Origin of the sequence: Magnetospirillum sp. 15-1 (assembly GCF_900184795.1) — a bacterium.
In the GTDB taxonomy this organism is placed as follows: domain Bacteria; phylum Pseudomonadota; class Alphaproteobacteria; order Rhodospirillales; family Magnetospirillaceae; genus Phaeospirillum.
The window spans coordinates 24277-42389 of record NZ_FXXN01000012.1 but is presented as its reverse complement, the minus strand read 5'-3'; the positions used below and the strand labels follow the sequence as shown (position 1 = coordinate 42389).

Annotated in this window: 15 protein-coding genes; 8 read left to right on the top strand and 7 right to left on the bottom strand. The window is 65.2% G+C overall.

What is annotated here, in order from left to right; translation table 11 throughout:
* The first annotated feature begins 113 nt into the window (after nt 1-113).
* Nucleotides 114-293, top strand: a complete 180-nt coding sequence (locus CP958_RS01310; protein WP_096700220.1) for a hypothetical protein — start codon at nt 114-116, stop codon at nt 291-293.
* On the opposite strand, the gene CP958_RS01305 is transcribed toward CP958_RS01310, so the two are convergent.
* Together CP958_RS01305 and CP958_RS01300 are read right to left on the bottom strand one after the other, a co-directional pair.
* Nucleotides 220-741, bottom strand: coding sequence for an ATP-binding cassette domain-containing protein (locus CP958_RS01305; protein ID WP_096700219.1), 522 nt, complete (start codon nt 739-741; stop codon nt 220-222). The genes CP958_RS01310 and CP958_RS01305 overlap by 74 nt on opposite strands.
* Before the next feature lie 264 nt (nt 742-1005).
* Nucleotides 1006-3357, bottom strand: coding sequence for an Orn/Lys/Arg decarboxylase N-terminal domain-containing protein (locus CP958_RS01300; RefSeq protein ID WP_096700218.1), 2352 nt, complete (start codon nt 3355-3357; stop codon nt 1006-1008).
* A gap of 484 nt (nt 3358-3841) precedes the next feature.
* Between CP958_RS01300 and CP958_RS01295 the strand changes: the two genes are divergently transcribed.
* From CP958_RS01295 to CP958_RS01265, 7 genes are all read left to right on the top strand, one after another.
* Nucleotides 3842-4605 (top strand): IS5 family transposase gene (locus CP958_RS01295; RefSeq protein WP_096700011.1). Its coding sequence is split into 2 segments (ribosomal slippage): nt 3842-4172 and nt 4172-4605, totalling 765 coding nucleotides; the frame shifts between segments, so codons are not numbered across the junction.
* 248 nt (nt 4606-4853) lie between these two features.
* Nucleotides 4854-6602, top strand: a complete 1749-nt coding sequence (gene aepX, locus CP958_RS01290; protein ID WP_242442675.1) for a phosphoenolpyruvate mutase — start codon at nt 4854-4856, stop codon at nt 6600-6602.
* 33 nt (nt 6603-6635) lie between these two features.
* Nucleotides 6636-7781, top strand: coding sequence for a phosphonopyruvate decarboxylase (gene aepY, locus CP958_RS01285; RefSeq protein WP_096700217.1), 1146 nt, complete (start codon nt 6636-6638; stop codon nt 7779-7781).
* Nucleotides 7778-8773 (top strand): lysylphosphatidylglycerol synthase domain-containing protein, encoded by a 996-nt coding sequence (locus CP958_RS01280; protein WP_096700216.1) that lies wholly within the window; start codon nt 7778-7780, stop codon nt 8771-8773. The genes aepY and CP958_RS01280 overlap by 4 nt, the downstream gene beginning before the upstream one ends.
* Complete coding sequence (locus CP958_RS01275) at nt 8770-9402, top strand: CDP-alcohol phosphatidyltransferase family protein (RefSeq protein ID WP_170958791.1); 633 nt, start codon at nt 8770-8772, stop codon at nt 9400-9402. Before CP958_RS01280 ends, CP958_RS01275 begins: the two co-directional genes overlap by 4 nt.
* On the top strand, nt 9402-10502 hold the full coding sequence (locus tag CP958_RS01270; protein WP_096700214.1) for a 2-aminoethylphosphonate--pyruvate transaminase: 1101 nt from the start codon (nt 9402-9404) through the stop codon (nt 10500-10502). The genes CP958_RS01275 and CP958_RS01270 overlap by 1 nt, the downstream gene beginning before the upstream one ends.
* A gap of 12 nt (nt 10503-10514) precedes the next feature.
* Complete coding sequence (locus CP958_RS01265) at nt 10515-11294, top strand: phosphocholine cytidylyltransferase family protein (RefSeq protein ID WP_096700213.1); 780 nt, start codon at nt 10515-10517, stop codon at nt 11292-11294.
* 62 nt (nt 11295-11356) lie between these two features.
* Here CP958_RS01265 and CP958_RS01260 read toward each other — a convergent pair whose 3' ends face one another.
* From CP958_RS01260 to CP958_RS01240, 5 genes are all read right to left on the bottom strand, one after another.
* The gene (locus CP958_RS01260) at nt 11357-12001 is read right to left on the bottom strand and encodes a TetR/AcrR family transcriptional regulator (protein ID WP_096700212.1); all 645 of its coding nucleotides are present in this window, start codon (nt 11999-12001) and stop codon (nt 11357-11359) included.
* A gap of 388 nt (nt 12002-12389) precedes the next feature.
* Complete coding sequence (locus tag CP958_RS01255) at nt 12390-13679, bottom strand: exopolysaccharide biosynthesis polyprenyl glycosylphosphotransferase (protein ID WP_096700211.1); 1290 nt, start codon at nt 13677-13679, stop codon at nt 12390-12392.
* Complete coding sequence (locus CP958_RS01250; protein ID WP_096700210.1) at nt 13676-15601, bottom strand: hypothetical protein; 1926 nt, start codon at nt 15599-15601, stop codon at nt 13676-13678. The genes CP958_RS01255 and CP958_RS01250 overlap by 4 nt, the downstream gene beginning before the upstream one ends.
* On the bottom strand, nt 15598-16722 hold the full coding sequence (locus tag CP958_RS01245; protein ID WP_170958790.1) for a glycosyltransferase: 1125 nt from the start codon (nt 16720-16722) through the stop codon (nt 15598-15600). Before CP958_RS01245 ends, CP958_RS01250 begins: the two co-directional genes overlap by 4 nt.
* A gap of 106 nt (nt 16723-16828) precedes the next feature.
* Nucleotides 16829-17938, bottom strand: a complete 1110-nt coding sequence (locus tag CP958_RS01240; protein ID WP_096700208.1) for an autotransporter outer membrane beta-barrel domain-containing protein — start codon at nt 17936-17938, stop codon at nt 16829-16831.
* Between the last annotated feature and the right edge of the window lie 175 nt (nt 17939-18113).

Here is an 18113-nt window from a genome sequence, read left to right as displayed (position 1 = left end):
TGTTCGGGGGGAGGTGCCGCCATGAACGTCACCTGCCATCGGCCCCGCTCCCGTTCCCCGACCAGCCTGATTTTCGATGTTGTGCCAACCAAGCAAGAAGAGGGGAGGATATCATGGACAACTGGACCCGCCTGATCGAGGCCGGCCGAGAACTGGCCCAGGCCTTCGACCTGCTGGACCGGGCCGCCGAGATCACCACCATTTCCACGGCGGCGGTGATCACCAAGGAAGGTCTGCTGGGCGCCGCCCGTGAGGCGGTGGCGCGGACCAATACTCTGCTGGGCCGGAAATAGCGCAGGCGAAGTGTTGCTGCTCCCCGGATAGGCTGGTGCCGGTCTCGCCCATGCGGTCCTTGATCTCATCCCATAATCCGGCCTTGCCGAGGCTGGAGATGATGATCTCGTCCAGTTCGGCGGCGTTGGCGGCAAGGCCATGACGGCGCGGCCCGAAGGCGACATTCTCGTGGATGGATTTGGGGAACGGATTGGGCCCCTGGAACACCATCCCGACCTGGGCCCGCAACCGCACCATATCCGTGGACGGATACTGAATGTCGACATCGTCCAGGAACAGGGAGCCGCCGCCGTGAGCGACGGCGACCAGGTCGTCCATCCGGTTGATGCCGCGCAGGAAGGTGGGCTTGCCGCAACCAGACGGCCCGATCAGGGCGTTGACCTGTCCGGTGGGAATATCCAGGTCCACATCGAAAAGCGCCTGTTTCTCTACGTGATGAACGTTCATACCATATCCCAGTGATCGCAACCGATCACCGGGCTCGCCCTCAATCGGCGGGCGGGCGCGGGCGCCCTTGCCTCCCGCGCCATAAGGCGCGCGGCCCGTTGGGCCTAACCAAATCCCGATGAGTCCGGCTCATCAGGATTTGGTATCAGACCTCGGCCGGATATGGTGGCGATAGATCTCCAGCATGGCGGGGACGTCGCCGTCGGCTGACGGCCGGATCGTGATGGTCCGGGATGTGATCTGCCGCATGCTTGGGGTCCGCCCCTACTCCTTGGCGACATAGGTGTAGAAGCGGATCGAGCCATCATGTTCGATCTCGCGGTAGAGCCCCTGAATCTCGGCCTCGAAGCCGGGGAACAGGTTGGCGCTCCGCTCGAACATCTTGAGGTAGTCGAGCATGGGTTTGGCGCGTTCGCACAGGCGTTCGCCGGGGATGATGGTGGCGATACCGGGGGGATAGACCACCCAGAGCGTGGTGGCGATGCGCCCCTCGATCCGGTCGATGGGCAGGTAATCCACCTGATTGCGGGTCAGCATGCGGACCGCGTCGTTGGGGCGCATCACCATGTGGGGGCGATGCTCGGGTGAGAACTGAGCACGTTGCAAGGTGCTGACGTTGCGTTCGCGGAAGAAGGCATGCATCTCGGCGCACAGATCCTGGATGCGCAGGCCGCGATAGCGTTGCGGCCGCTTTTGCACGAATTCGGGGATGGCGTCGTCGAGCAGGGCGTTCTCGTCGTGGCGGCGCTTGAAGGCCACCAAGGTGCTGAGCAGGGTACCCGCCTTGCTGGATTCCACCCCAGGGGTCAGCAGGAACAGCATGGAATTGAGGTCGTTCTTTTCCGGTACCACCCGATTCTCGCGCAGATACTGGGCGACCACCGGGGCGGGGATGCCGTAATCGGCGTAGGCCCCGGTCTTGCGATCGAAGCCGGGGGTGATCAGGGTCAGCTTGTTGGGGTCTGTCATGGCATAGCCGGACCGGGTCGCGTGCCTGAAGCCGTGCCACTGGGCGCCGGGGGAGAATTCCCAGCAGCGCGGATCGGCGGCGATGGTCTCGGTGGGCAGGTCCTCCCACGCCACCGTCGCCCCGCCCCCGTCGGGCGACACCACCCGATCGGGCACGAAGGGCTCGAAGAACCAATGGCGGGCGATGTCCTTTTCCTTCTCGGCGAACTCCCGCTTGATGGCCCTGATCTTCTTGCGCAGTTCGATGCCGAGATCGATGGTGTCGTCCCACAGCACCTCGCCCGAGCGGCCCCGCATCATCTGGGCGCCTACGTCCAGGGAGGCGAACAGCGGATAGAAGGGCGAGGTGGAGGCGTGCAGCATGAAGGTTTCGTTGAAGCGGCGGTGCTCGATCCGCCGGCTCTGGCCCTTGATATGGCGGTCGCGCACGTGGATCTGCGAGGCCTGGGAGAAACCGGCCATCTGCTTGTGGGTTGATTGGGTCGAGATGATGCCGGGCGAGTTCTCGTCCAGGCGGTCCTTCAGCCCCATGCCGTAGCAGCCCCGGAACAGCGGGTGGAACTTCAGGAACCCGGCCCAGGCCTCGTCGAACAGGATGTAGTCGCACAAATGGCCGATCCGCTCGAGGATTCGCTCGGCGTTGTAGATGGTGCCGTCATAGGTGCACTGCTCGATGACCGCCACCCGGAAGGGGCGGGGCTTCTTCCAGGCCTCGGGATCTTTCACCAGAGGATTGTCGCGGATCTTGGCGCGGATGGCCTGCTCGTCGAAGGCCTCGGTGTAGATGGGGCCGATCATGCCCATGGCGTTGCGGTCGGTCTCGAGGAAGATGGGAATGCCGCCGCCCAGCAGCAGGGCGCCATGATGAGCCGCCTTGTGGTTGTTGCGGTCGAACAGCACCAAATCGTCCTCGGCCACCAGCGCCGACAGCACGATCTTGTTGGAGGCCGAGGTGCCGTTGAGGACGAAATAGGTCTTCTCGGCCCCGAATATCTTGGCGGCTTCCTTCTGAGCCTGCAGCGCCGGCCCCTCGTGGGTCAGCAGGTCGCCCAGTTCCAGGACGGAATTGTCCAGGTCGTCGCGGAACACCGCCTCGCCCAGATGCTCGACGAAGATCCGCCCGATGGGGCTGCGGTTGTAGAAGATGCCGCCATTGTGGCCGGGACAGGTCCACAACTGGTTTCCCTCCTCGGCATAATCCACCAGGGCGCCGAAGAACGGGGTTTTCAGGGTCTCGGCGAATTGCTTCAGCCGGCTGACCAGATTCTTGGCGATGAATTCCGGGGTTTCCTCGGCCAGGAAGACGTAGCCGTCGATATAGTCGAGAACATCCACGGGAATGTCCTCGAAGCGCTCGCCGCGCACCAGGATGACGATGGGCATCTCCAGGCCGCGACGGCGCATCAGGTTGATCAGGGCGGTGGCCTCGGCCCCCTTGCCGCCTTTTTCCCAATCCACCAGGACGCAGCCGATGGCGGCATCGGTCTGTACCGCGATTTCCGCATCCTCGATCCGCCGGGCCCGTACCACCTCGAACCCCAGCCTCTCGACCTCGGTGATGATCTGCTGGACCCGCACACCCTCCAGGTCATCGGTGTCGAAAGCGGGAGCGCAGACCAGGAAGGTTAGGCGGCGGAAAAATTCCATGGGGAGCTCCAATTTGCTCTGGGGGCGGATCGCGTGATTTCGCCGCAGCCTAATGAGGGTTGGCGGCGGCTTCCATGACGCGGTTGAGCCGACACAAAACATTCACGGGCGATTCTTGCCCACCACCTCGCGAAACCGCCGGATGGCGGCCTGGAACTCGATGCCGGCCTGGGGGCGGAGGCGGCGCTCGCGGGCATTTTGGAGCACTCCCTTGGAACACGGGAGTGCCGATCGGCCGTTGATCTGTCTGGGTGTCGCGGGAATCCACCCATCGATCTCATCCCTGGCTGGTCTGCTCTTACAGCCACGATATGATCTCCTTTGAGCCTCTGGCCGACCTCAATGGCCAGATACCCCCTTAATGGGCATTGATGATGGACCCGAGGTCTATGGGACTGATCTGATTAGGCCGTAAACTCATAAACAGGCTTCCCCTTCGTCGCGCGTCGTGATTCAACGATTCCCTCTGGCACGGAGGGCATTGATGGCACGGCGGCGGTACGAGTTGACGGATCACGAATGGTCGATCATCGAGCCCTTGCTTCCGAACAAGCCTCGCGGCGTGCCTCGGGTTGATGACCGTCGGGTCCTGAACGGTATCCTGTGGCGGTTCCGCACGGGCTCGCCTTGGGCGGAAGTTCCCGAGCGCTACGGCCCATCGACCACCTGCTACAACCGGTTCGTCCGCTGGCGCAAGGCGGGCGTCTGGGACCGGCTTCTGGAGGAAATCTCCAAGGCTTACGATGGCGACATCATCATGATCGACTCGACCTGTGTCCGCGTTCACCAACACGGGGCCACGGGAAAAAAGGGGCTCTCGACGATGGCAGCATGGGACGTTCCCGTGGGGGGCTCACCAGCAAAATCCACGCGCTCGTCGATGCGGAAGGCCGTCCCGTCACCCTGCGCCTGACCGCCGGGCAGGTCCACGACAGCGTCGAGGCCGAAGCCTTGCTCGATGGAGCCTTGGGCGACGGCTCAACCCTGCTGGCCGACAAGGGCTATGACAGCAACGCCATTCGGGCCTTGGCCGAGAAGAACAAGACCTGGGCCAACATCCCGGTCAGGTCCAACCGCAAGGGCACCTTCGCCTTTTCCGCCTGGGTCTATCGCCAGCGCAATCTGGTCGAACGCTTCTTCAACAAGATCAAACACTTCCGGGGGATCGCCACCCGCTATGACAAAGACCCACGGAATTTCCTCGCCGCCGTAAAGCTCGTCGCCCTGCGCATTTGGTGCGCCGCGTAATGAGTCTACGGCCTAAACCGTACAGTATGTCATCTGCCCTCCGTGCCCGCCCCCGCCGTGTGTGCCGCCAGTCTTTTCGGGATACCCGACATGTCTATCTCGCGCCGCCCGTTTTCCATCCTTATTTTTGAGGCTTGCGGTCCTGGCCACCTGTGACGGCAAGTGCCATTCGGACATTTGCAGCCGGCTTACCGGCCAATTGAACGACGGGGCATCCTCGGTCTGCCGTAGATGAGAAGAGACTCGATATGTCTATCACCGAGGTGAATTCCTTTGACGACGTGGTCAGCGAGTCCTCTGTCGCCCTGTCGACGGTGGATGACGACATCGACGCACCGCATATGGAGGCGGAGCGCGAAACCATCCTGGCCCTCGGTGAAGCCGCCATTCCCCCCCGCACCAGATTTGCCGCGCTTCGCGAAGAGATCTTCTCGCCCCGGCTCTCCTTCCTGATGGAGGCCCATAGCGGCCTGTCGGCCAGAATCGTCGAGGAGGCCGGCTTTCGGGGCTTGTGGGCCTCGGGACTGACCATATCGGCCAGCCTCGGCCTGCGCGACAGCAACGAGGCCTCGTGGACTCAGGTTCTGGACGTGCTGGAATACATGGCCGACGCGACCGCCCGGCCCATTCTGGTGGACGGTGACACCGGTTATGGCAATTTCAACAACGTCCGCCGTCTGGTCCGCAAACTGTGCGACCGCAAGATCGCCGGCGTGTGCATCGAAGACAAGCTGTTCCCCAAGACCAACTCCTTCATCGGCGAAAGGCAGCCTCTGGCCGATGTCGACGAATTCTGTGGCCGCATCATGGCCGGCAAGGACAGTCAGAGCGACGACGATTTCGTTCTGGTCGCCCGGGTCGAGGCCCTGATTTCCGGCCATGGCATGGATGAGGCTCTGCGGCGGGCCGAGGCCTATCACGCGGCCGGTGCCGATGCCATCCTGATCCATTCCAAGCAGTCCAATGCGGGCGAGATTCTGACTTTCGCCAAGCATTGGCAGAACCGGGCTCCCCTGGTGATCGTTCCCACCATGTATCATGCCACCCCCTCCGACGTGTTCCGTCAGGCCGGCATTTCCACCATCATCTGGGCCAATCACAATCTGCGGGCCGCCATTTCCGCCATGCGTGAGACCAGCCGGCAGATTTTCGAAAGCGAATCCCTGGGAGAGGTGGAAGGACGCATCTCCGGGGTCAAGGATATCTTCCATCTGGTCGGCAATGCCGAATTGGAAAGCGCCGAACGGCATTATCTGCCCGGCAAGGCCACCGCGCGGGCCATCATCCTGGCGGCATCGGCGGGAAACCTCGGCGAACTGACCCGCCTGCATCCCAAATGCATGATCGACATTCGGGGGCAGTCGTTGTTGCAGCGTCTGGTGACCACTCTGTCGGGTGCCGGAATCCGCGATATCGCGGTAGTCCGGGGAGCCCTCAAGGACGCGGTGGCGCTGAAGGGCATCCGGACCATCGATAATGATCGCCATGCCGAAACCGGCGAGGTGTTCTCGCTGGCTTGCGCCGACGACATGATCGACGGCGAGACCATCGTCGTCTATGGCGACGTCCTGTTCCGCGACTATATCCTGGAGGGATTGCTGGAAACCCCGGGCGATATCGTGCTGACGGTGGATGCGTCGGGAGGCAAGGCCAAGCCCGCTGGAACACCCCGCGATCTGGTGGTGACGGACCGTCCGTTCTCCGGCGATTACCTGGACGACCTGTCCGTGCACCTGATGTCCATGTCGACGGACATTCCGCCCGAGGCCATGACGGGGGAGTGGATCGGACTGGCGCGGTTCAGCGCCCAGGGGGCCGGCTGGGTCGGGGACGAAATCGCGGCGATGGATGCCGAGGGCCTTCTGGAGACCGCCGACCTGCCGCTGCTGTTTACCCGGCTGGCTGCGAAATATCCGGTAATGATACATTTCATCACCGCCCACTGGCTGGACGTGGATACCCTGACCGACGTCGCGGATGCGCGAAACTTCGCCTGATTCCCTCGAACCCCCTGTCTGGCCGATCCATCGATGATTACCGCCCATGAGTTCATAGCCGAGGCCGGCCGATGCGGATTCGACTTCTTTACCGGAGTCCCGTGCAGCTTTCTCACGCCCCTGATCAACGGCGTGCTGAACGACCGGACATTGCGCTATGTGGGGGCGACCAGCGAGGGCGAGGCCGTGGCCATCGCCGCCGGCGCGTGGCTGGCCGGGCGTCAAGGCGTGGTCATGTGCCAGAATTCCGGCCTGGGAAACGCGGTCAACCCGCTGACGTCGCTCAACGCTCCCTTCCGCGTTCCGACTCTGATGATCACCACCTGGCGCGGCCAGCCGGGGGTCGCGGACGAGCCGCAGCACACGGTGATGGGCGCCATCACCCACGATCTGTTGAGACTGGTGGGAGTCGAAACCGCGCCGTTTCCCACGGACGCCGCCGCCCTGGCCCCGGCCCTGGCCCTGGCCGCCGACCATCTGCGCGCCGGGGGTCTCTATGCCCTGGTGATGGCCAAGGACAGCGTCGCGGACGAGCCCCTGCTGCCCGCTCCATCGCCGCAGACCGAGCCGGGCCAGCGGTTCGACGATCCCGCCGCCGGGGAACCGCCGAGCCGCATCGCGGTTCTGGAGCGGTTTCTGGCCCGCACCGACGATGACACGGCGGTGATCGCCACCACCGGCAAATGCGGCCGCGAGCTGTTCACCCTGGCCGACCGGCGCCAGCATCTCTATCAGGTCGGCTCCATGGGCGGAGCCAGCGCCATGGGGCTGGGCGTGGCGCTCAACACATGGCGCAAGGTGGTGGTTCTGGACGGCGATGGCGCCGCCCTGATGAAGCTGGGCAACCTGGCCACCATCGGATCGTATGCCCCGTCCAATCTCGTTCATATCCTGCTGGACAACGGCGTCCACGATTCCACCGGCGGGCAGGCCACGGTTTCCGCCTCGGTGGATTTCGCCGCGGTGGCCCTGGCCTGCGGCTACCGCCATGCCGCCTCCTGCCGAAGCCTGGCGGGGTTCGAGGCCGCGCTGGACCGGTCAGCCCGGCAATCCGGCCCGTCTCTGATCCATGTCCGCATCGCTCCCGGTTCGCTGGCCAAATTGGGGCGGCCGACGATCGGCCCCGGCGAGGTTGCCCGGCGGTTCCGGGACTTCCTGGGCGAGGGTGCCGCCCGATGAAGGTAACCGCCATCCTGTCCACCCTGATCGGGTTGGCCCTCACCATCGGTCTGGTGATGATGCATGGCGGGGCGGAAATCGCTACCAGTATCGCCAATGCCGGATGGGGAATCCTCCTGGTGATCGCCCTGCATTTCCCCCAGAGCTATTCGTCAGGACTGGCGTGGCGCTCGGTGGTGATTTCCCCCCAGGTCCCGTCGCGTCCGGTGGTCTTCGGCCTGCGACTGATCCGGGAAGGGGTGAACGCCTTGCTGCCGGTGGCCCAGATCGGCGGCGAATTCGTCGGCGCCCGCCTGATGGCCCTGCGCGGCGTGGCGCTCAACAAGGCCGGCGCCGCCGTCACCGTCGATCTCACCCTGGAAATGCTCAGCCAGGTGATCTTCACCGTGCTGGGCCTGGGCCTGCTGATGGCCAATCCCGACACGATGGGAACCGTCCACTGGATCGTCGGCGGGGTTCTGGCGGCGCTGGGCGTCGTCGTGGCTTTCATCCTGGCCCAGCGGATGGGGCTGTTCCTCGTCCTGGAAAGCGCCCTGCTGCGGCTGGCCCGCCGGCAGAACTGGAAGGGGCTGGAAGATGTGGCGGGACTGCATCTCGCCATCGTCGAGTTGTACAAATCGCCGCGCCGGCTGGTCCTGGGGACCGGGCACCATCTGATGTCCTGGCTGTTGGGCGCCCTCGAGGTCATGGCCGCCCTGCACGTGGTCGGCGTGCCGGTCGATCTGCGCGAGGCCCTGATCATCGAAAGCCTGGGTCAGGCCATCCGTGCCCTGGGGTTCGCGGTGCCGGGCGCCCTGGGTATTCAGGAAGGCGGCTTCATCCTGGTGTGCGGGCTTCTGGGCATCGGGCCGCAGAGCGCCATCGAGCTGTCGCTGTTGAAACGGATCCGCGAGTTGTTCCTGGGGGTTCCGGGGCTGCTGGCCTGGCAATGGATCGAGGGGCGGCGTCTGGTCGGTGCCGCGCCATCCAAGATAGAGGAGACATCGTCATGATGGGTGGTTCGTGGACGCATCGACTGGCCCGCCCGCTGGTCCGCCCGCTGGTTGGCACCGGGGTCACCCCCAATCACATCACCACCCTTCGCCTGATCACCGGCCTGATGGCCGCCGCCGCGCTGTTGCCGGGGGATTCCGAGTGGACGTGGTGGGGCGGCTGGCTATGGCTGCTTTCGGCTTTTCTCGATCGGGCCGACGGCGAACTGGCGCGCATCGGCAACATGGCGACGCCGGAAGGCCGGGCTTGGGATTGTCTGGTCGACAACATCGTCAATCCGGTGTTCTTCGTCGCCATTGGCGTCGGCCTGCGCAACTCCTCCCTGGGGGATTGGGCCATTGTCCTCGGCCTGATCGCCGGTGTGTCGCTGTTCCTCTGCGGCCACTGGTCGGAAGTCCTGGAGCAGCGGCAGAACCTGACCGTCAAGGCCTATTCCGGTGCCTTCGGCTTCGACATCGACGATCTGCTGTATCTGTTCGCGCCGCTGGCCTGGCTGAACTGGCTGCTGCCGATCCTGGTCGGCGCGGCCATCGGAGCGACGCTGATGGCGCTGCTGACCGGATGGCGTCTTCGCCGGCTGATCGCCGTCCAGGCCCTTCAGACCGGTGAAGCCGGTGACGCCGCCTGATGACCCAGCCCGCCATCCTGCTGACCCCGGGACCGCTGACGACCCGCCCGGAAACCCGCCAGGCCATGCTGCGCGATTGGGGGTCGCGCGACGAGGCCTTCATCGCCCTGACGGCGGAGATGCGCCAAAGGCTGCTGGCCTTGGTCCATGGCGAGGGCAGCCATGTGGCGGTACCGTTGCAGGGCAGCGGCACCTTCATCGTCGAGGCGACCATCGCCACCCTGGTCGGGCCGGCCGACCGGCTGCTGGTGCTGGTCAACGGAGCCTATGGCGAGCGGATGGCCGCCATGGGCCACCGCCTGAACCGGCAGGTGGAGACCCTGTCCTGGAATGAGGATCAGCCGGTCGACCCCGCCCGCGTCGGCCGGGCGCTGGCCGATGATCCGTCCATCACCCATGTGGCGATGGTCCATTGCGAGACCACGACCGGACTGCTCAATCCCCTAGCCGAGATTGCCGCAATCGTCCTCGGTCACGGCAAGGCGCTGCTGGTGGACGCCATGAGCAGCTTCGGCGCCCTGCCCATCGATCTTAGGCGCCATCCGGCCACCGCGATCATGGCCTCCAGCAACAAATGCCTGGAGGGGGTGCCGGGGCTGGGCTTCGCCCTGATCGACAGGCGGGCGCTGGCCGCCGCCCGGAATGTCTGCCCGTCCCTCAGCCTCGATCTTTGCGACCAGTGGCGCGGCTTCGAAGCCAACGGACAATGGCGCTTCACTCCGCCGGTCCAGGTGGTGGCGGCGCTGGTCGCCGCATTGCGCCATCTGGAGGCCGAAGGTGGTCCGCCGGCCCGGCTGCGGCGCTATCAGGAGAATTTCGCCACCCTGGCGGCCGGCATGACCGGGCTTGGATTCCGGCTGTTCCTCGCCCCCGCCGTGCAGGCGCCCATCATCGCCACCTTCCACAGCCCGGCCGAGGGCTGGTTCAGGTTCGAGGATTTCTACCGGGCCTTGGCCGGGCGGGGATTCCTGATCTATCCCGGCAAGCTCAGTCGGGCCGATAGCTTCCGTATCGGCTGTATCGGTGCTATCGATCCGGCCGATTTCCAGCGCCTGCTGGCAGCCGTCGCGGACATCGTCGGCGAAATGAAGGCCGCGTGAAGAGGGGTTCACATGAGTTTCAGCGATAACATGTCGAAATCTTCCCCGGCCGTCATCCTGCTGGTCGCCGGTGTCGGCCGCAGACTGGATGGCGCGATTCCCGGCCCCAAGGTGCTGCTGGAATTCGGGGGCAAGACCCTGCTGGAGCGCCATCTGGACGCCCTGATGGCCCATGGCGTCGAGGATATCGGGCTGACCGTCGGCTATCAGAGCGACGCCATCCGGCGGGAAGTGGCGCGGCTGGGCCTGGAAGGCCGGGTCCGCCTGATCGAAAACCCCGATTTCCGGCTGGGTAGCCTGGTATCGTTATGGGTGCAGGCCGAACGGCTGCGGTGCGGTCGTCCGGTGATCCTGATGGATGGTGACGTGCTGTACGATCCGGCCATGATCGGCCGCTTGCTGGCCGCTCCGGCCGAAAACGTGCTGCTGCTGGACCGCGAGATCGAGCCGGGCGACGAGCCGGTGAAGATCTGCTTGCGGAACGAACGGATCGTCGACTTCCGCAAGAAGCCCGAGCATGCCCATGACTGGCACGGGGAATCGGTCGGTTTCTTCCGCTTCTCTCCCGCCATGGCGATTCTGCTGGCCGACCGTTGTGCCCGGTATGTGGAACAGGGGCAGACCGGCCTGGAATACGAGGAAGCGATCCGCGACCTGATCCTGGCCGAACCCGAGCGGTTCGCCGCCACCGACATCAGCGACCTTTCATGGACCGAGATCGATTTTGTCGACGATGTGACCAAGGCTCGTGAAACCGTCCTGCCACGTTTAGCGGCGCTGTCGCCTGACTGATGGCTCGTGGCGGCTTCGACAATTTTGGTTCGGGGCATGAAAGGTCATTCCCTCTTCTCCATTCAGTCGGGCGGCAACCTGATTCCGGCCAGGAAAATCCCCACCGCCAGCTTGGTATGGCGCTGAATCTCGTCGTCGTCCCAGGTTGGGTCCAGGCCGATAGTATGCCGAACGTGGAAGTCGGCGAGGACGATCCCGACGAAAAGGCGCGTCAGGTCGTCGGGGGAAATGTCCTTGAACCCCCCGGAAGACCGTGCCTGCCGGAACCAGTCGGATAGGCGGCTCTTCTGTTCCTGGACGCTCGCCTGATAGAACAGTTCGGCGATGCCCGAAACCCAACGGCCTTCGCTGGCCACGATCCGATAGACCGCGACGACATCCGGCGCCAGGACGGCGCGGATGAAGCGAACCCCCAGTTCGACCAGCCCGGCTTCGGTCATGCCCTGCGCAACGCTGTCGATGCCGACGTTCTGACGCATCATGGCGGCAGTGTCCTCGACCATGGCCCGCAGCAGGCCTTCCTTATTGCCGAAATACTCATAAAGAGTACTGCGGGACCCCTTGGAGCGATCGACGATATCGCTCAGGCTGGTGCGTTCGAATCCCTTCTCCAGGAACAGTTCCGTCGCCGCCCTGAGCATGGCGGCCCTGCGGGCAATTCCACGTGCCTGGGGTTTACCGGGGACCGCTTTCCGCTCGTCTCTCATGGATGCCTTTCCCTGCCGCCGAAAACCGCATTGCTAAAGCCAAAACTGTACGATACGGTACAGTACGTGCGGGCCGTCGTCCAGAGTTCATGAGCCGGCCCCGCCAGGCCAGGGATACCAAGATGCCCATTCGATCCAAACATTTTTCTCTGCCCTTCGTCATATCTCTTGCGCTTATCATTGCGGCATGTGACGACACGTCGCCAAGGCGCTCGGCACCACCATTCCCCAGCGGGAGGTGACCACCCGGCGCATCGACGGCTACCTCACCGTCTTCGACTCGCATGACCCTGTAGAAGGTGCCGGGCGGTGGGCGGGCGTAGGCCCTCCGCCATGGTCCGCGCGATTCCCCCCCCCTGGAGCATGACGGTTCCAGGGGGGGGCCGTTTCAGAGGTCCGGGGTATCGCCAGCCAATCTATTCCGGACCGTCTTGATGATGATCTGGAGGTCAAGGGCTAGGGACCAGGATGCGATATATGCCATGTCCATCGCCAAGCGATCCTCGATGGGCCTTCCAAGGTCAACAGGACCACGGCATCCTTTTATCTGGGCCAGTCCGGTGATCCCCGGCTTCATTTCAAAGCGCCTCGTGTAGCCCGCGACCGCCGCCGACCACTGCACGTCGTGGGGAAGGGCATGGGGGCGGGGGCCGACCAGAGACATCTCTCCCTTCAGTACATTGAAGATCTGCGGCAGCTCGTCGAGGCCCGAACGGCGGAGGTGGTGGCCCAACCGGGTGATGCGGTCGTCTCCCTTCCGGGCCTGTGGCGCCTCGGCCTGCAACGACGCATCGTCCAGCATGGTCCTGAATTTGAGAATGGTGAAAGCCCGCCCTCCCAGCCCCAGGCGACGCTGGCGAAAAAGCACCGGCCCAGGACTGTCGAGACGAATCATCAGGGCGATTGCCGCCAAAACGGGCAACAGGACGGGGAGGGCAAGGAGGGTCAGCACCAAATCCTCCAACCGCTTGATCATGCGCTGCCTCAGGGGCTGAATTGGCGCCAGCGGCACCGTCAGCTCGCCCAGGGGGGTGTTGGCCCATCCCTCGGGAAGGAGGCCCCCAAGGTCGACGCAGTAGCGCAAGTCCACCGGATTCCCGTGGAGGGCAAGAATCAGCGCGGACCGCACCGCATCGTCCGGCACCGGGCCCACCACGATGATTTCATCGACCAGGCCGTCAACCGTTTCGTGGCGGTCGAGCCACCGGACCAGATCGGGCAGAGGCATGAATTCCATGTCCGCGACCGCACCCGAGGTGAGGCGGGCCTTGATCGGCTCGGTGAACGCGGCCGGTCCCGCCACCACGATCCGCCGGGGTGCCCTGTACCGCTCCCAGACGGCGTCGATGGCCGCCAGGAAGAACCACGAGGATGCCATCCAGTAGACCGCCCACAAGCGTGAAAAGCCGGTCGATACCTTCAACGCGAAGGCGGCCGTGACCAGGATGGCGGCGATGCTCGCCACGGCTTCGGCATGACGCCACAGGTCAGCTGACGGGCTCTGCCGGGGGAAGCGGGAGAGCAGCCGCTGGGCTCCCATCATCAGCAGCGATCCGGCGGCGATGGCCACGCCATAGCGTAGCGGCATGGCCAGCGTGGCGTGCCGGATCAGATAGGCCAGGGTGCCGCTGACCACCATGGCTAATCCCTGGATCAGCCGGATGCCGTTGGGCGTCACGGCGCAAGTCCGGCGTTGCTGATGCCGGCTTCGATCTCGGCCGGGACCACGACGAAGCGCTTGATTCCACCGTCCAGGGCCTGGCGCAAGCGGATCAGGCCGGCCCGCCGTTGCCCGGCATCGGCCCCGGCGATCATGCGCAATCCCCGAAACCACTGAACCACGGGATGGTCGGGAAAGCGGCGTTCCAGTTCGGGAAGAACGATCGTGTCCTCGCTTTCGCGCCCCTGCTGGACAAGCCAGTTGAGGTGGATGGCGGCGATGTCCTGCCGGCCCGGTGCCACCTCCAGCAATCGCAGGACCTCATCGCGCCACAGGGTTTCGTCCTCGCGGGTCAGCGCGCCGAAGCGCGATGTCCGGGGCAGAAACGCCGCCCGTCCGAAGACGTGGCACAGGGCGAGGGACAGAAGCGCTGATGGCGGGCGGTCCCGTCGCAGAGCCATGCGCCGGACCAAAATGGCCAGGGACTGATTGTTGAATGCTCCCGTTCGGCCTCCCACCACCGTATTGATCAGGGCCGCGATCTCGCTGCCGCCGCCGATGAAATGGTCGGGAACCGGGGCCGACGGGCATTGGTCCGCCTTGATGCAGGTTATGAGTTGGCGCGTCGCCTGGGCATGGATGAGCAACAGCCCCGAAAGGCCGCATCCGACCAGGGCCGAGGCCAGGGCGAAGATTCGGGCGGCGTCTCCGCCACGCCCGGCGGCGGCCGGTGCGGGCTCCAGCGGCGGCGCCAGGGCGGCAATGGCCAGGCCCAGATAAGCCAGGCTGGCCGCCAGCATGAACCAGGTGGCCTCGGTCAGGGTCAGGCAGACGGCGAAGGCCGTGGCCATGCCGGCGGCGGCGCCTGCCGCCCCCCAGACAATGGCGACGCGCGACAGCAGCATCAGCAACGCACCCGGCAGGCCGATGGCGAAGGCGGCCTGGATGACCCCGTTATGGGCGTGGAATTCGTCGCGGGTCAGGTCCTTCCATTGCCCATCCACCAGCGAGATACCGGTCTCCGCGATGCCCCGGGCCAGGAATTCCTGGTAAGCGTGCCAGCCGTGCCCGAACAGCGCCGCCGGGGCGCCGTCGAAGATCAGGCCATCCACCGCGCCCAACAATATGGATCGGGACCATAGGGAGAAACTGCCGTGGAACCAGTCGGCATGGCGGAGCACGACGTAGGGCAGGACGGCCGCCGCCGTGACCGCCAAGGCGCCAAGGGGCAGAACGAGGCGGCGGCGATCATGATGGGCAGGGCCGCTTATCGGGAACAGGAACAGGGCGGCCATCAGAAGCCCGCTCATGGCCGAGCGGTTATCCGACAGCAGCAGGCCGGCGACCCCGGCCGACAGCATGGCAACCCAGCCACGCCGACCTTGGGCCCGCAGCAGCCACGCCACCGGGAACAGCCCCAACGCGCTGAAGCCGAGGAACTTGGGAAAGCTGAAGAAGGATGGCAGCGCCCCCAGGATGGTGGCCGAGCGCAGGATCGGGGCATTGACCAGTCCGACCGCCAGAACGGCGACGGCTCCGCCCCAGGCCAGGCGGCGGAAGGCGGCGGGGCGGCAATCCCTCAGCCACCAGGCCGCCACCACATAGGCGGCGGTATCCAGGCTCCACAGCGCCCCCTCGCCACTTTGCGGCGGTCCCAGGATGGAGCGCAGCGGGTGATCGGACCACAGGGCCGCAAGCGCTCCCCACAGGGCCAGGGCTAGCAGCGGCAGCACCAGGGGCGAGCGCAGCCGCTCGGCCAGCGCGGTGGGGGGGCAGGCGAGGGCCAGGCCGAGCCAGCACAAGGCCGCGCCGGCATGGGCCGCCACCACCATCGGTTCGGATTGCTGCCAGACGCCCAGGGCGAAAACGGGAAGGGAGAACGCCACCGAGCCGAGGCCGAGCCCCAGTCCCGCCACGCATGCGACGATCCCCGCGATCATGGGGACCGCCGTCCCTGGGCCGCCATGGCTTTGTTCACCGCCTGGGCCAGCGCGTCACGGAAGCGCTGCGGGGCGAAGCGCTCGGCATTGGCGCGGCACTCATGGGGCGAAAACCGGGCGGCGTTGGCTTCGAACCGGTCCAGTCCGTCCCGCAGGGAGGCAACCGTCGGCTCGGCGAAGAAGACGGCGTTGGGGCGTGAGTGGTCCAGCCCGTTCATGCTTTCCAGGGCCCCGCCCCGCCCAAGGGCCACCACCGGCCGCCCGGCCGCCTGGGCCTCCAGCGGCGCGATGCCGAAATCCTCGGTGGCGGCCAGGATGAAGGCCCGGCAGCGGGCCATGTGATCGGCGACCACCTCGTCCGGCTGCCAGCCCATGATGCTGACGTTGGGGCTCGCCATCCGGCGGAGCCGCTTCAATTCCGGTCCGTCGCCGATCACCACCAGGCGGCGGTCCGGCATGGCCGCGAAGGTCCGCACCAGCAATTCGATCTGCTTGCCCGGCACCAGACGCGAGACACTGAGATAGAAATCCTCGGGGCTCGCTCTGGGCTCGAAGCGCCCGCATGCCACCGGGGGATGGATCACCTCGGCCTCGCGGCGCCAATACTTGCGGATGCGGTCGGCGACGAAGGCGGAATTGGCGATCAGGTGGTCGGGACGTTGCGCCGAAATCTGATCCCACAGGCGCAGCCGATGCAGCAGCCAGCGGGCGATCCAACCTCCGGGGCGGCTGAGGGCAGCCTGTTCCAGGGACTCGTCTTGCAGGTCCCAGGCGAAGCGCATGGGGGTGTGGATGTAGGCGATGTGGACCTGCCAGGGGGTGGAGATGACGCCCTTGGCGACGGCATGGCTGGCGGACAGAACGAGGTCGTAGCCGCCGAGGTTCCATTGCTCCACCGCCAACGGCATCAGAGGCAGATAACGGCGGTAGTGGCGGCCGGCTCCCGGCAGCCCCTGCACGAAGCTCGTGGTCACCGGGCAGCCGTTCAGGATGGCGCGGTCCTGCAGATGATCCACCACGGCGAAGAGGTGGGCCGAGGGATAAAGCGCCGTCATCTCGGCCAGGACCCGCTCGGCTCCACCGATCACCGACAGCCAGTCGACGATGATGGCGACCTTCATCAACTCCACCCGTTTCCGTGATCCGCCGCAGATGCCGCAATCGTAAGAAGAAAGGCGCATCCGCCGGGCGAACGCGCCTCTCCTTTAAGAAGGTAGTCCCGGACGCTCAGAATGCCAGACGGATGGTGCCCGAAAGTCCATCCATGCCCAGGTAGCGGCGGAACTGGCTGGTGGTGCCTTCGAGGGTGACGGAGCTGTCGTCACCAATGTTCATGCCCAGGCCCAGGCCGAACGTCGTCCCGAAGCGGTCGCCGGTGGCCTTGGTGCTGGTCGCGGCGTCGAGCAGGGACGCCGGAGTCTTGCTGACGTCATACTCGGGGCGCACCAGCAGATAGGGCATGATCGAGCCCCATTCCGTCTTCTCCAGGTAGCCGATCTTGTTGACCGAGCGCAACTGCCCGAGGCGGATGTTCACCGCCGAGACCGCGTTCCCCCCGACTCCCACTTCGGTATAGCTGCCTTGGTGCTCGAGGAGATACAGATAGCCAAGCCCGGAGCTCAGCTGCCAGTTGTCCAGGCTGGTGTGCGCCGTGATATTGGTGGACGAGAAAACACGGCCGCCATCGGTGCTGCCCTTGATCGCGCCGCTGTTGCGGGTCAGCCCGTAATTGACGAAAGCGTAGCCGACCGTGGCATCCAGGCTCAGATAGTCGTTGAACGAATAGCCGAAATAGGGGGCGATCGCCGCATTGTCGGCGGTCATGGCGCCGTTGTTGAACGTGGTGGTGATGCGGGCCATTTCATAGCCGACCGCCATTCCCACCAACATCTTGTCGTTCACGCGGTAATCGGCGCCGCCCACGAAGGTGGCGATGGTGCCGTGGAACGACTCGAAGGCGTGAGTGTCGCTGGCCCGCGCCGTTCCGACATTGAACCACAGCCCGAACGCCTTGTCGGCGGAACCGGCCGAGCGGCCGATCACGCCGTCGTCGAGGGAACTGCCCTGGGACGAGCCTCCAACACCACTTCCGCCACCAGTACCGCCGGTACCGCCACCGGAACCGGAACCGAAGCCGCCCGTGCCGCCACCGGTGCCGCCGCCGGAACCAAAGCCGCCGGTGGCGCCGGTACCGCCCGTCGCGCCGGACACCGCCTGACTGATCCGCGACGAAATCTGCGTCGCGGTTTGGGATGACGACTGCTGCGACACCTGGGGTGAAGCGACCGAGTTGGTGGAGTTATAGGTGCCGGCAGCCATGACCTTTGAACCGGCCATGCTTGCAATAGCCACTACAAGGAGCGTTAGCTTCTTCAAATTTGCCCCCACAGCGGAGTCGTCGGACATAGACTTGAATTATTATTAATGAAGCCGTGCGGCACTGGCAATGGCGTTTCGATCCCGGATCGGTAATATCTTGTTCCAACTTGTAGTGAGCTGCGCCGTTATCGAT

What these genes read in the sequence shown, in the direction of transcription:
- CP958_RS01310 (WP_096700220.1), top strand. Translation starts at nt 114, where the DNA reads ATGGACAACTGGACCCGCCTGATCGAGGCCGGCCGAGAACTGGCCCAG.
- CP958_RS01305 (WP_096700219.1), bottom strand. Translation starts at nt 741, where the DNA reads ATGAACGTTCATCACGTAGAGAAACAGGCGCTTTTCGATGTGGACCTG.
- CP958_RS01300 (WP_096700218.1), bottom strand. Translation starts at nt 3,357, where the DNA reads ATGGAATTTTTCCGCCGCCTAACCTTCCTGGTCTGCGCTCCCGCTTTC.
- aepX (WP_242442675.1), top strand. Translation starts at nt 4,854, where the DNA reads ATGTCTATCACCGAGGTGAATTCCTTTGACGACGTGGTCAGCGAGTCC.
- aepY (WP_096700217.1), top strand. Translation starts at nt 6,636, where the DNA reads ATGATTACCGCCCATGAGTTCATAGCCGAGGCCGGCCGATGCGGATTC.
- CP958_RS01280 (WP_096700216.1), top strand. Translation starts at nt 7,778, where the DNA reads ATGAAGGTAACCGCCATCCTGTCCACCCTGATCGGGTTGGCCCTCACC.
- CP958_RS01275 (WP_170958791.1), top strand. Translation starts at nt 8,770, where the DNA reads ATGATGGGTGGTTCGTGGACGCATCGACTGGCCCGCCCGCTGGTCCGC.
- CP958_RS01270 (WP_096700214.1), top strand. Translation starts at nt 9,402, where the DNA reads ATGACCCAGCCCGCCATCCTGCTGACCCCGGGACCGCTGACGACCCGC.
- CP958_RS01265 (WP_096700213.1), top strand. Translation starts at nt 10,515, where the DNA reads ATGAGTTTCAGCGATAACATGTCGAAATCTTCCCCGGCCGTCATCCTG.
- CP958_RS01260 (WP_096700212.1), bottom strand. Translation starts at nt 12,001, where the DNA reads ATGAGAGACGAGCGGAAAGCGGTCCCCGGTAAACCCCAGGCACGTGGA.
- CP958_RS01250 (WP_096700210.1), bottom strand. Translation starts at nt 15,601, where the DNA reads ATGATCGCGGGGATCGTCGCATGCGTGGCGGGACTGGGGCTCGGCCTC.
- CP958_RS01245 (WP_170958790.1), bottom strand. Translation starts at nt 16,722, where the DNA reads ATGAAGGTCGCCATCATCGTCGACTGGCTGTCGGTGATCGGTGGAGCC.
- CP958_RS01240 (WP_096700208.1), bottom strand. Translation starts at nt 17,938, where the DNA reads ATGGCCGGTTCAAAGGTCATGGCTGCCGGCACCTATAACTCCACCAAC.